The following is a 13,244-nucleotide window of genomic DNA, read 5'->3' as shown; positions in this document are numbered from 1 at the left end:
TTGGGCGATGGCAGTGTGGCTCTTATTGTCGACGTCTTCGCCCTGTTGCGAATGACCCGTAACAAACCGGCCGTGACGGCCACCAGTTTCACCGGAGAAAAACACCATGCTTAATAAAGTGGATGCCAGTTCCGAACAGGCGGACGACACGGGCAAAGAATTCCTGGTCTTTACGCTGGCCAATCAGGAGTACGGCATCGATATCCTGAAAGTTCAGGAAATTCGAGGCTACGACAGCCAGAGCGTGACGCGTATTGCCAATGTTCCGTCCTTCATCAAGGGTGTGACTAACCTGCGTGGCGTCATCGTGCCCATCGTCGACATGCGCATCAAGTTCAATCTTGAGAACGTCGAATATAACCACCAGACCGTAGTGGTCATCCTGAACCTCGCCTCCCGGGTCGTAGGTGTGGTCGTCGACGGCGTCTCGGATGTCCTGATGCTGCAGCCTTCGCAAATGAGTGCTGCACCCCAGTTCGGTACAGCTTTTTCGACTGAATATCTGACCGGAATCGGCACGGTAGGCGAACGGATGCTTATCCTGGTCGACATCGAGAAACTCATGACCAGTTCAGAGATGGCACTGGTAGAGCAGGTCGCCATGGTGTGACGCGGGCGATGCTCGCACGCCGGGTGCAATACAACATTGTCGTTGCCGTGCGCGCCGGCAAGCGGTCGCTTTCGCGTACACGTTTTGAGGAGGGGTTTTGATGTTTGGTCTAAACATGTTCAAGAATCTGAAGGTCCGGACCAGTCTGGTACTGGTCCTTATATTCTTCGTGGTGTCACTTTTTGTCGGCGCTGCGCTGGGCCTGTATTCGCTGCGCGCCAACAGTCAGACGTTTGAGCATGTGGTGCGAAATCAGAACCTCAGCGCCGCGCTGAACGAGTCGGTCGACCGTTTCAAGTCGATCCAGGTCACCATGGGCCTGGCGATTCAAGCCCTGCTGACCGATCGGGTCACGCAGCAAGCCGAGGCGATTGAAGAGATGAAGTCGCGTGGCTACGCTTCGCCCATTGTCGCCACCGGCGAACCCGCACACCAGCTCATCGATGGTGCACGCAAGGATTTTGCCGCCTCACGCGCTGCATTCGAACGCTTTCTGTCCTTGGCCGGCGAGCGGAATCATCGAGTCTACATGAGCTTGAGCAACGCCTACGCGTCGCTGATGAATGGGGGGGTCGAACCGTTGTTCGATTTTCTGGAAAACGGTGACGTCGACGGCTACAACGCGTTCAAGGATGGCACCGGCGAGTACATGCAGTCTGACCTGTACGCGGCGGTGGCCGATTTCAACAAGTACATGCAGTCCGAGGTTGACCGGATCCAGGCCGAGGAGCAAGCACAGTACATGCTGGTCCTGCAGCTCGTGGGTGCCGGTATCGTTGCCTCGATAATCATTTCCATCCTGGCTTATATATTCCTCGATCGTGTTGTGTTGCGGCCATTGCGCCAGGCCGGCACACACTTTGACCGTATTGCCGCCGGCGATCTGACGCAACGCGTTGAAGTACGTGCACAGAACGAGATAGGCGTCCTGTTTGCAGCGCTGCGTCGCATGCAAGAGAGCCTCACCCGTACCGTTACGGCGGTGCGCGAGGGGGTCGAGGAAATCAACCTTGGCTCGCGCGAGATCTTCGTCGGCAACACCGACCTCAGCGCCCGTACCGAGCAGCAGGCCGCATCGCTTCAGCAGACGGCCGCCAGCATGGAAGAGCTGGCCGGGACGGTCAAGCAAAATACCGACAACGCCCTGCAGGCTGACAGGCTGGCAAAGGAAGCCACCCGTGTTGCACAGCGGGGCGGCGAGGCTGTTGAACAGGTGGTTCATACCATGGACGACATCACCTCGAGCTCAGGAAAGATTGCCGAAATTGTGGGCGTTATCGACGGAATTGCCTTTCAGACCAATATTCTGGCACTTAACGCCTCAGTGGAAGCAGCACGAGCCGGTGAACAGGGCAAGGGCTTTGCAGTTGTGGCCGGAGAGGTGCGTTCCCTGGCGCAGCGAAGCGCGCAGGCCGCCAAGGAAATCAAGACGCTTATCGAAGACTCCGTCGGAACCATCGAATCGGGCAGCCGTCAGGCTGCTCAGGCCGGCGCCGTGATGCGCGATGTGGTTTCATCGATTGAAGGTGTCACTACCATCATGGCCGAAATCGCATCCGCATCCAATGAACAGCTTGACGGAATCGAACAGGTGAATCAGGCCGTCGCCCAGATGGATACTGTGGTCCAGCAAAACGCCGCCTTGGTCGAGGAGGCTGCTGCCGCTGCCGGCTCGTTGCAGGATCAGGCCAGCCGCCTGTCCAGTGCCGTGTCGGTGTTCAAACTCGGTGGAGCAGAGATCATCGATGTTCCATTCCCCCAAGACTCAGAATCTCCTCAACTTGCTCATGATGGCGAGCATGATGAGCCGGAAGTGTCGGGCCATCCATTGTTAGCGCCGCAAGGCTAAGGAATCCATGACCGGTCTTCCGATGTATCAGTCGCTTGCTCCCGAGCAATTCTCGCTGACGGACGAAGAGTTTGCTCTGGTAGGCAAGCTGCTTCATGTTCGCTCGGGGATCATTCTGGGTGATCACAAACGGGAGCTGGCGGCGCGCATGATCGGCTTGCGTGTTCGCAAAATGGGCTTGAGCAGTGCCACTGAATATCTGAAACGCCTGCAACAGGACCCTCAATCGGAAGAATGGGACGCGTTTGTCAACGTATTCACCATTAACCATACGGCCTTCTTCCGTGAGCGCCATCATTTCGGAATTCTCGCCGACTTCATCCGCACCCGCTCCAATCCGGTTCATGTATGGTGCTGTGCCGCCTCAACCGGCGAAGAAGCCTACACCATTGCCATCACGCTTTTGGAAAACACCGTGGCCAAAGAGCCCAAACCCTGGGTATGGGCAACGGATATCGATACGCAGGCGATCGAGAAGGCGCGCAAGGGAATCTATACGCTGGAGCGAGTCCAGCCTGTGCCCGAGCCTCTGCTGAAAAAATACTTTTATCGGGGGAAGGGCAGCAAGTCCGGTCTCGTACGAGTCAAACCGGTCTTGCAAGAGATCGTCGAGTTCGAACCCTTGAATCTGGTCGCGCCTTCGTGGCCAAGCAATCAAAAGTTCGACGCTATTTTTTGCCGCAACACTATGATCTATTTTGACAAACCAACCCAGACGCGAATACTTGAGCGATTTGCCCCAATGCTCAAGCCAGGCGGACTGCTATTTGCGGGACACTCCGAGAACTTCACCTACCTTACCAAGGCCTTCAGGTTGCGTGGCCAGACGGTTTATGCCTTGGCGTAAGGCCCGGCAGCCAAAGATTTACGGAGACCTTGCCAGATGTTTATCGCATTGATGGGGTGCAGAGCATGAAGAAAATACGCGTTCTGTGCGTGGACGATTCGGCTCTGGTTCGCAGCCTGATGACCGAGATCATCGACAGCCACCCGGATATGGAAGTGGTTGCTGTCGCACCCGATCCCCTGGTCGCGCGCGAATTGATCAAACAGCATAATCCAGATGTGCTTACGCTCGACGTCGAAATGCCCCGCATGGACGGCCTGGATTTTCTCGAGCGCCTGATGCGCCTGCGCCCCATGCCGGTCGTGATGGTGTCTTCGCTTACCGAGCGAAACTCCGAAGTCACCATTCGGGCCCTCGAGCTTGGCGCCGTCGATTTCGTGACCAAGCCCCGTCTGGGACTGCGAGACGGGCTTCTCGAGTACAGCGACCTCATCGCTGACAAGATCCGGGCTGCCGCCTTGTCCCGCCCGCGTCCAAGGGCTGTCACCCCAGGCGTCCCCGCAACGCCGCGGCGTCTCAAGCCGCTGTTTTCTACGACGGAAAAGCTGATTGTCATTGGTGCCTCGACCGGAGGCACCGAAGCCATTCGTCAGGTGCTTGAGCCCATGCCCGCCAACGCGCCGGCCATCCTGATCACCCAGCATATGCCGGCCGGTTTCACACGGTCTTTCGTACAGCGTCTGGACAGCCTGTGTGATGTGCAGGTGCATGAAGCCGAGGACGGCCAACGCGTGTTGCCCGGACACGTCTATCTTGCGCCAGGCGGCGTCGCTCATATGAAGCTGGCGCGCTCAGGGGCCAACTACGTTGTTCGTCTGGATCCCAGCGAACCGGTCAACCGTCACCGGCCATCCGTCGACGTATTGTTCCACTCCGTCGCCCAGGTCGCCGGCAAGAACGCGGTCGGCGTGATACTTACCGGCATGGGCAAGGACGGCGCGCAAGGGCTTTTGGCCATGAAAGAAGCAGGTGCGCAAACCTTTGCACAAGATGAAGCCAGTTGTGTGGTATTTGGCATGCCTCGCGAGGCCTTGCTGATCGGTGCGGCCGATCAGGCCGTTCCCCTGTCCGAAATCAGTGAGCTGCTGTTGCGAAGCGCCGGAGCGTATGGTCACCGGGTATAGGTCTCGGTGGCGGAATAAAAAATAGTTAATTGGAGAATCCAAGTGGTACAGAAAGCCATAAAAATCCTCGTGGTCGACGATTTTCCGACCATGCGGCGCATTATCAAAAACCTTCTGAAGGACCTCGGTTTCGAGAACGTGGACGAGGCAGAGGACGGCGTCATGGGGCTTGAGAAACTGCGCAACAACAACTTTGACCTCGTGGTTTCTGACTGGAACATGCCCAATATGGACGGCTTGACCATGCTCAAGGCTATCCGCGCCGACGCGGCCCTGTCCAAGCTGCCGGTTCTGATGGTGACCGCCGAGGCCAAGAAAGAAAACATCATTGCTGCCGCACAAGCGGGTGCAAGCGGCTACGTGGTGAAGCCCTTCACGGCGGCCGTCCTCGAAGAGAAACTCAACAAGATCTTCGAGAAACTCAACGTTTGACCATTGAGGAAATCATCATGACTATGTCGGCGGAAGGAACCAGTCCCAGCAGTGGCATGGAAGCCGAAGAACTTATCGGAAAAATTGCACAATTGACGCGCATGCTGCGCGACAGCATGCGCGAGTTGGGCCTGGATCAGGCCATCAAGGAAGCCGCGGAAGCCATACCGGATGCTCGAGATCGCCTGGGTTACGTGGCCCGCATGACCGAACAGGCTGCCAACCGCGTCCTGAATGCCGCCGAGGCCGTTCAGCCCTTGCAGGAAACCATGCAGAAGCGTGCCCGCGAACTGGACGCGCGCTGGCAAGCCTGGTTTGATCATCCTGTCGAGCTGTCCGAGGCCCGTGAGCTCGTGGATGACACACGCAGCATGTTGCAGGACGTTCCCGCCGATACCCAGAAGTCGCTTGATCTTCTCCTGGAAATCATCATGGCGCAGGATTTCCAGGACCTTACAGGCCAGGTAATCACGCGCATGCTGGGCGTGATCGGCACCATCGAGCAAGAACTCGTCAAGGTTCTGATCGATAACGTTCCCAAAGAGAAGCGCGAGGAAACCAATTCTTTGCTTAATGGCCCGCAAACCAGTCCGGCCGGCAAGCCTGACGTCGTTGCCAATCAGGACCAGGTCGATGACCTGCTGGCCAGTCTCGGTTTCTGAGGTCGAACCACCATATCTTTTATAAGTACGTTGGGAGGGGGGCTGTATGAAGCACAAGAGCAAAAGCAATCGACGCACAATCGGTGTGTATCGGCTGGTTAGCGGTATTGCTCGGGGCAAGGCTACATTCGCAGACCGGGCTTGGACGTTAAGCCCCGTCGCGTGGCCCTTGGGTCGTCTTTTGACAGCAGTTCGCCGTGGTCTGGTGAACATGCGCGAGTCCACCATCGATATCGCCCTGAACACCGCGCGGCTTCATAGTCAGGCTCAGGCGTGCAGGCAGCTTGCTTCCGAACAGAGTGCCGAGGCGCAGGCACTGGCTGTCAGCGGCAATCAGATCGAGACGCTTTCGCAAGACACTGCCGAAGGTGTTGCCGAAGTGGCGCAGGCTTGCAGCAGCCAGCTTGTCGCTGCGAACCAGGCCCTATCCCAGTTGAACGAATTGCACGAACGTGTGACAAGGGTGGCCAGCCAGGTCGAAGTGTTCTCGGGCGTTGTGGCCCAGCTCAGTCAACGCGCACAGTCAGTCGACGACACCAGTCGGCTGATCAAGGACATTGCATTGCAAACCCATTTGCTGGCGCTCAACGCCGGCGTGGAAGCCGCCCGTGCCGGAGAAGCGGGCAAGGGCTTTGCCGTGGTGGCGACCGAGGTCGGCAAACTGGCCGAACGCGTCAATGCGGCCACTGGCGACATTGTTCAGCACGCCGGAGAAATCCTTGAGCTGGTCTCTGATACTCGTGGACGTACGGATGAAATCCACGCGGACATGAGCAGTTCCGAACAAGTGGTGTCCGGATTCAGAAACGATTTCGACCGCTTCGTCGCAGATTTTGAGCGTATGGATGCGCGGATGGCAGAAACCGCACAAACGGTAGCGCAGGTCAACGTCACCAATCAGGAAATGAACGAGGCGATTGCAAGAATCGCCACTCTCAGCGCACAGGTCCAGAACCGTATGGTTACCATGAGTGACCAGGTTCAGGGCGTGCGCGACAAGACCGAAAGTCTGCAACGGCAACTGACCGCCCTTCGAACCGGAAACACGCCTTTCGACTGGTTGACCCAAGTCTTGCAGCATTTGCGCTCGTCTTGCGTCAAGCTGCTGCGCGAGGCACAGGCCGAGGGGCTGGACATTTTCGACCGGCAATACAGGCAGATTGCCGGCAGCAATCCGCCTCGGTATCACACGCTTTATGATTCGGCGCTTGAGCCCCGGTTGCAGCCACTACTGGACCGCATCCTGGCAGAAATACCGGCAGGGCACTATGCCGTGCTTCTTGATGAAAATGGCTACTGCCCGACCCATAACTCCCGTTATTGTCAGGAGCCGACGGGCGACGTGGCGCACGATACGGTCAACGTCCGGAACAAGCGCATATTCGGAGACGACTTCAGTCTGGCGGCGGTTCGCAATCCTCGTGGCGTGCTTTGCCAGACACATATGCGCGATACCGGTGACATCGTCACAGATCTTTCCCTGCCTCTGGACATCGATGGCAGGCGTTGGGGAGCCGTACGACTTGGCGTCGACTACAACGACTTTGACGAGAAATTCGGCGCTTCCAAATAAACGCGCCGGCTGAAGGTATAAAGTGCCGGCCGTACTGGTCGTTGACCAGTAGGGTTGCGTGCGACCGGGTACTTTGAATAAGGCCGTATTCACGGCCTTGCTTCGCCAATCGGTGTGCAGCCCATATCACTAGAATCTTGGGTGAATATGGGTAATCTGCGCGCGTGACACTGAATGGCTGAGGAAAGCGACCTCGAAAAAACCGAAGCCGCCACTCCCCGGCGCCTTGAAAAGGCGCGAGAAGAGGGGCAGGTGGCGCGTTCGCGCGAGCTCAACACATTCCTGTTGCTGGCATGCGGCGTTTCAATGTTGTGGTTCCTGGGCGAGCACCTGTTCCGCTCCTTCAGGGGAGTGTTGCGCGCGGGGCTATGGTTTGATCCTCAGGTTGCCCGCGATACCGGCGTCATGACGGTTTCGGCTGCAAAATCCGCTTTTCAGGCCCTGACAAGTCTTCTGCCTTTGTTTGGTGCCCTCGTCGTCGTTGCCATCTTTTCATCCGTGGCACTGGGTGGGCTTGTCTTCTCGTCCAAGGCGCTACAACCCAAGTTTGAAAGATTGAATCCCATCAAGGGCGTAACGCGCATGTTCTCGGCGCAGACCCTGATCGAGCTGATCAAGACCCTGGCCAAGGCTGCAGTCATTGGCGGTATCGGCGCAGCCGTCATCTGGAACTATCGCGAGGAAATGATTGCGCTGATGCACACCACGCCATCCGAAGCCTTGACGGGTGGAATGCGTCTGGTGGCCTTATGCTGCGCGCTGATCGTGGGAGCCTTGATTCTGGTGGTGGCCATTGATGCGCCCTGGCAGCTTTGGAGTCACTTCAAGAAGCTCAGAATGTCGCGTCAGGACGTCAAGCAGGAACATAAGGAAAGCGAGGGTGACCCTCACGTGAAGGGCCGAATTCGTCAGCAGCAGCGTGCCATGGCCAGCCGCCGCATGATGGCCGAAGTGCCTAAAGCTGATGTGGTAGTTACCAACCCGACCCACTACGCCGTGGCGTTGACCTACAGCGAGCAGGGCACAGGCGCTCCGCGGGTAGTGGCAAAGGGGTCAGGACTGGTCGCCGCGCGGATCCGGGAGATTGCACAAGAACACAAGGTGCCTCTGCTTAGCGCGCCGCCCCTGGCGCGTGCCTTGCATCATCACGTTGAAATCGGGCAGGAAATTCCGGTTGCCCTGTATGGCGCCGTGGCCCAGGTCCTGGCCTGGGTTTACCAGTTGCGTACCTGGCAGCCTGGAATAGGGATGCCACCGGAGCGGCCGGGTGATCTGCCGGTGCCGCCCGACATGGATCCGGCGAATAAGAACGGCCAGGAACTGAAAACTTCATGAATCAAATTTTCTCACTTCTGAAAACAGACGGCATGCAGCACGCGCGCATGCTGGCGGGGCCGATACTGATCCTCATGGTCATGGCCATGATGATCCTCCCTTTGGCACCCGTGGTGCTCGACCTGCTGTTCAGCTTCAATATCTCGCTTGCAGTGATGATATTGCTGGTGGCGATGTTCACCAAGAAGCCCCTGGATTTCGCTGCGTTTCCCGCCGTGTTGCTGTTCGCCACCTTATTGCGGCTGGCACTTAACGTAGCCTCCACCCGAGTCGTCCTGATGAACGGGCACAAAGGCCCGGACGCGGCCGGACAAGTCATTGAGGCCTTCGGTCACTTTCTGGTTGGTGGAAACTTTACCGTCGGCATTATCGTGTTTGTCATCCTGGTGATCATCAATTTCGTCGTGATCACGAAGGGTGCGGGCCGTATCGCCGAGGTGGGGGCACGCTTTACGCTGGATGCCATGCCGGGTAAGCAGATGGCGATTGACGCCGATCTGAATGCCGGCCTGATTGGCGAAGATGAGGCTCGCCGACGCCGGGCAGACGTGTCGCAAGAGGCCGAATTCTACGGCTCGATGGACGGTGCCAGCAAATTCGTTCGCGGTGATGCCGTGGCGGGATTGCTGATCATGGTAATCAGTATCGTGGGCGGTTTGATCGTCGGCGTGGCACAGCACGGGCTCAGCTTTTCGGAAGCCGGCCGCGTGTACACCTTGCTGACCATCGGTGACGGACTGGTTGCCCAGATTCCGGCGCTGATCATTTCGACAGCGGCAGGCGTTGTGGTTTCACGTGTTGCTACCGACGAAGACGTGGGCCAGCAGATGGTTAACCAGCTGTTCGCCAACCCCACAGTGATGTTCATTACCGCCGGTATTCTGGCGGCCATGGGTGCCATCCCGAATATGCCGCATTTTGCCTTTCTGGCGCTGGCATCGGCATTGACGGGTATAGGCTGGATGTTGCACAAGCGTCAACGGGCGGCGTTGCTCGACCGTGCGCAGGAACCGCTCAAGAACCAGGAGGCCGCCGAAGCCGCGGCAGCGGAAGCCAGCTGGGATGATGTTTCCTTGGTCGACCCGCTGGGACTCGAGGTCGGCTACCGTCTCATTTCTCTGGTGGACCACGCACAAAATGGTGAACTGTTGCATCGCATTCGCAGTCTTCGAAAGAAGTATGCGCAGGATGTCGGATTTCTTCCTCCCGTCGTGCACATTCGCGACAACCTCGAACTCAAGCCCAACGAATATCGAATTCTATTGTCCGGCGTAGAGGTAGGAAGGGGGCAGGCCATGCCGGATCAGTGGCTTGCCATTGATCCGGGCGAAGTGGCCATGAAGCTGCCGGGGCAGCCTACGACGGATCCCGCCTTCGGCCTGCCCGCCGTCTGGATTGATGTGTCGATGCGAGAGCAGGCGCAGATTGCCGGGTATACAGTCGTTGATGCTGGAACCGTTGTTGCCACGCATCTGAACCATCTCATGCATCGTTATGGTGACAGCCTGTTGGGTCGTCAGGAAGTTCAGAGCCTGCTCGATCATGTCGGGAAAGAAGCGCCCAAGCTGGTGGAAGATCTTGTGCCCAAGACAGTCACCCTGTCGCAGCTTCAGAAGCTGTTGCGTGGTTTGCTCCGCGAAGAAGTGCCTATCCGGGACATGCGCACCATTATCGAAACCTTGGCCGAGCATGCGCCCAGGCTGGCCGCTGCCAATCCAAACGGTACCGGGCCGGATCCCGGCGAGTTGCTGGCGGTTACCCGCGTGGCGCTGGGGCGGGCCATTACGCAACACTGGTTCCCGGGCGACGGTGAATTGCGCGTTATTGGTCTGGATCCCAAACTCGAGCGCGTTCTGGGGCAGGCATTGGCAACCAGTGGTGCGCTCGAGCCGGGCCTGGCCGACAGCCTCCTGAGGGATGCGGTTGCCGCAGTTCAAGCTCAGGAAGCCAACGGTGATACACCCGTGCTTGTGGTTCCGGGACCACTAAGGGCGTCCATCTCTCGCTTCCTGCGTCACCATCTGCCTCAATTGGGTGTCCTGTCGAATTTTGAAATTCCCGAAGAACGGGTCCTGCGTATCACATCCGTCATTGGCGGTGCTTCATGAATGTAAGTCGATTTTTTGGTGCTACAAGCCGCGAGGCGATGCGGCAGGTGCGCATGGCGCTGGGTCCTGATGCGCTGATCGTATCGAACCGGCGTGTGAATGGTGGTGTCGAGATTCTGGCCACTGATCAAACCATAGAAACTCTTGCTCCGGCACGGCCCGCAGAGCCTTCATCACCGGTTCCGTCTGCAAGTACCCCCAAACCTTCCGTTAGTCCAGCCGATCTCATGCAGGTCCTGGGCACCATGAAGGGAATGCTCGAGAACGGATTCGATGAGCTGTTATGGGGTTCGCAGTTACGGAAGGCGCCGGTTGCGGTAACTGTATTTCAGAAGCTGATGGCCATGGGATTCAGCACGGCGCTTTTGCGCGCCATGTTGAAGCGCCTGCCAGAGTCCACGAATCTGCGTGCCGCCATGCAGTGGTGTCGCCAGGAACTCGTTTCGCATCTGCCCGTGCTCGACGACGAAGACACCTTGTGGGCGCCAGGAGCCCTGATCGCGCTGGTCGGGCCGACTGGCGTGGGCAAAACCACCACTGTGGCGAAACTTGCTGCGCGATGCGTGCGCAAATACGGCCCCTCCAGCCTGGTGCTCATTACGACCGATACCTATCGCATTGGGGCGCATGAGCAGCTACGCATTTACGGACGCATGATGGGGGTTGCGGTTCATGTGGCCCAGGACCGTGCGCAGCTTGCACAATTGATTCAAGCAACCAGCCCGGACACGCGAATTCTTATTGATAATGTCGGTATCAGTCAGCGTGACGGCTTTGTTGGTGAACAGGCAGCGATGCTGAGTGGCCTTCCTCGACCGGTAAAACGCTTGCTGGTATTGAACGCCGCCAGCCAGGGCGATACGCTGGACGAGGTGGCGCGTGCTTACACGACTGATGGAGGCTCCCGGCCCGAAGGCTGTATTGTCACCAAACTTGATGAAAGCGCACGCCCCGGGCCCGCCCTGGATATTGCCATCCGGTATCAGTTGCCCATACATTGCGCATCAACCGGCCAGAAGGTGCCCGAAGACCTGGCGTTTCTGGATGCTGAAACCTGGGTGGATCAAGCGCTGACACCATCTCAACCCGCGTCGGCGCTGTTTTCGCCCAGTGCCGCGGATCTGGCGGCCTTGATGGCAGCTCCGCCCGAGCAGGCGGCAAGCCACTCGAAAACATTTTCCGCTTCGCAGGCTCTGCGTCCAGGCTTGCTGGCATTGGCGGGGGGCGCTGCGCAATCTTTGAGTGTAGATGACTTGAATGCCGCGTTCAGTGAATTGGATGCCAGCGAGGCGTATTCGAGTGCGTATGCGCGTTGGCGCCGTGTCGCTACCGGCGATACCAGCGCAGCGCCGGGCCCCAGACCCATTGTTGCGGCACGCAATGAACTGGCATTGCTAGGCCAGGAATGGATGCTCGCGCTGCATGATGCGGTATCGGTAAAGCTGGATGAAGGGCGTCTTCACGCCCTGACCCTCATGGCCGAACGGGGTCAGGCGCTTACAACGCCATGGCGGCAATGGACGGTGGGCGGTGGCTGGCAAGCCTCGGATGGTTCCTCTGGTCCTCAGCCAATGCCGGCCGCCTTGCGGCTTCGACGCCAGATTGACTATTTGAATCAGGCTGCAGTGGGATCTTCGGTGCTGCATATCTTTGATTATCCGGGTCAGGTGCTTTTACGTGAGCTGACCAAGCGTGCCTTGCATTGGCTGGCAATTGCGACACCCGCCACTCGCATTGAAGTGGATGGAACCACTACCACGGTAAACGCAAACGCCAAGACGCTTGACTATCGATGTCTTGACTCGGCCTTGTCGCGTATGGACAAGACCACGCTGTGCGAGCTTCCCCGCCAGCATATCGCCGTGTGGGCTGCAGAAAGCGCCGTCAAGTTACCACTGCGGGGCTCGGAACCGTTGCCGGTTCGTCAAGTGTCGCTGCGATTGATCGACCGCCGAAATGGCAGAGTATTACAGACTCTGCACGCACTGAATGGTGTTGTCGCCGAGCCGCATGCTCTGGACGCCCTGGCTATCTGGCTGGTTCTCCGATACGAAGCCCGGACCGCCGCGCGACTCACGTCAGGAGTCTGGGATACCTTGCAAGGCTGCAGGGCGAGTCATGCCATGGATGAGGTCGCTGCGACCGCGGTGCAGATGGGCCTGGCAATCTGGCAAGCCGCACAACAACGCAATTCGGTGTGGCATGCGCTCGAGGCGATGGCAGGGGGCAGGAAGATACGTGCGGTCGACTTGCCGGCCTTGCTCTCAAGGCTGTTCGCTATCAGGGAGCTGACCGAAACTCCGGCCGGCGGCAGGCATTAGCGTTTTTTTTGCCCTTAGCCGGCGGTAATGGTCTTGCGCTGGCCCTTGACAGCACCTGGGCGGCCGCTGGCGTCGTACAAACTGGTGCCGCCCACCAGTGGTTGCAGTGCCTGCAGAGCTTGCTGTGTGTGTTTGAGATACGTGTCGATCGCCGCGCCATTTGCAGCGTTGAGTGCGCTGGCGTTCTCGCCCAGAGCAATGAGCTCCTGACTGGTCTTGCGAAGTTTGGGGTGCTTGCTGACGGCATCTTCAAGACCGGCGCGATCAGCAGTAAAACCCATCTGTTTCAAGACCAGTTCCCGATCTTTGCCTGCAGCCACGAGTTGCTCGATACAGGTGTTTTTCTGGGAGGTGGTGGCATTGAGCGCGTCGAAGTTATCGGG

Annotated in this window: 11 protein-coding genes; 10 read left to right on the top strand and 1 reads right to left on the bottom strand. The window is 58.3% G+C overall.

Going from position 1 to position 13,244, the window contains the following annotated elements:
• The first annotated feature begins 106 nt into the window (after nt 1-106).
• The 10 genes from Q1J88_RS11845 to flhF all read left to right on the top strand — a co-directional run bounded on the left by Q1J88_RS11845 (nt 107) and on the right by flhF (nt 12,861).
• A complete protein-coding gene (locus Q1J88_RS11845; protein ID WP_301117924.1) occupies nt 107-610 on the top strand; it encodes a chemotaxis protein CheW in 504 nt (167 codons plus the stop codon).
• Between the two features lie 100 nt (nt 611-710).
• A complete protein-coding gene (locus Q1J88_RS11840; protein ID WP_301117922.1) occupies nt 711-2,459 on the top strand; it encodes a methyl-accepting chemotaxis protein in 1,749 nt (582 codons plus the stop codon).
• Nucleotides 2,460-2,466: 7 nt separating this feature from the next.
• Nucleotides 2,467-3,306 (top strand): CheR family methyltransferase, encoded by an 840-nt coding sequence (locus Q1J88_RS11835; protein WP_301117921.1) that lies wholly within the window; start codon nt 2,467-2,469, stop codon nt 3,304-3,306.
• Between the two features lie 65 nt (nt 3,307-3,371).
• Complete coding sequence (locus Q1J88_RS11830; protein ID WP_301117920.1) at nt 3,372-4,430, top strand: chemotaxis response regulator protein-glutamate methylesterase; 1,059 nt, start codon at nt 3,372-3,374, stop codon at nt 4,428-4,430.
• 42 nt (nt 4,431-4,472) lie between these two features.
• Complete coding sequence (cheY, locus tag Q1J88_RS11825) at nt 4,473-4,862, top strand: chemotaxis response regulator CheY (RefSeq protein WP_301117919.1); 390 nt, start codon at nt 4,473-4,475, stop codon at nt 4,860-4,862.
• A 23-nt stretch (nt 4,863-4,885) separates the two neighbouring features.
• Nucleotides 4,886-5,524 (top strand): protein phosphatase CheZ, encoded by a 639-nt coding sequence (gene cheZ / locus Q1J88_RS11820; RefSeq protein WP_301117925.1) that lies wholly within the window; start codon nt 4,886-4,888, stop codon nt 5,522-5,524.
• A gap of 46 nt (nt 5,525-5,570) precedes the next feature.
• A complete protein-coding gene (locus tag Q1J88_RS11815; RefSeq protein WP_301117917.1) occupies nt 5,571-7,097 on the top strand; it encodes a methyl-accepting chemotaxis protein in 1,527 nt (508 codons plus the stop codon).
• A gap of 174 nt (nt 7,098-7,271) precedes the next feature.
• Entirely contained in the window at nt 7,272-8,432 is a 1,161-nt protein-coding gene (gene flhB / locus Q1J88_RS11810) for a flagellar biosynthesis protein FlhB (RefSeq protein WP_301117916.1), read from the top strand.
• Nucleotides 8,429-10,540, top strand: coding sequence for a flagellar biosynthesis protein FlhA (gene flhA, locus Q1J88_RS11805; RefSeq protein WP_301117914.1), 2,112 nt, complete (start codon nt 8,429-8,431; stop codon nt 10,538-10,540). Before flhB ends, flhA begins: the two co-directional genes overlap by 4 nt.
• Nucleotides 10,537-12,861 carry a flagellar biosynthesis protein FlhF gene (gene flhF / locus Q1J88_RS11800; protein ID WP_301117913.1) on the top strand — a complete coding sequence of 775 codons (2,325 nt, stop codon included), beginning with the start codon at nt 10,537-10,539 and terminating at the stop codon, nt 12,859-12,861. The genes flhA and flhF overlap by 4 nt, the downstream gene beginning before the upstream one ends.
• Before the next feature lie 14 nt (nt 12,862-12,875).
• On the opposite strand, the gene Q1J88_RS11795 is transcribed toward flhF, so the two are convergent.
• A partial coding sequence (locus tag Q1J88_RS11795) for a flagella synthesis protein FlgN (protein ID WP_301117912.1) occupies nt 12,876-13,244 on the bottom strand: 369 nt, incomplete at its 5' end.

This window comes from Pusillimonas sp., assembly GCF_029263785.1.
Classification (GTDB): domain Bacteria; phylum Pseudomonadota; class Gammaproteobacteria; order Burkholderiales; family Burkholderiaceae_B; genus Pusillimonas.
This window is presented reverse-complemented; position numbering and strand designations above follow the sequence as displayed.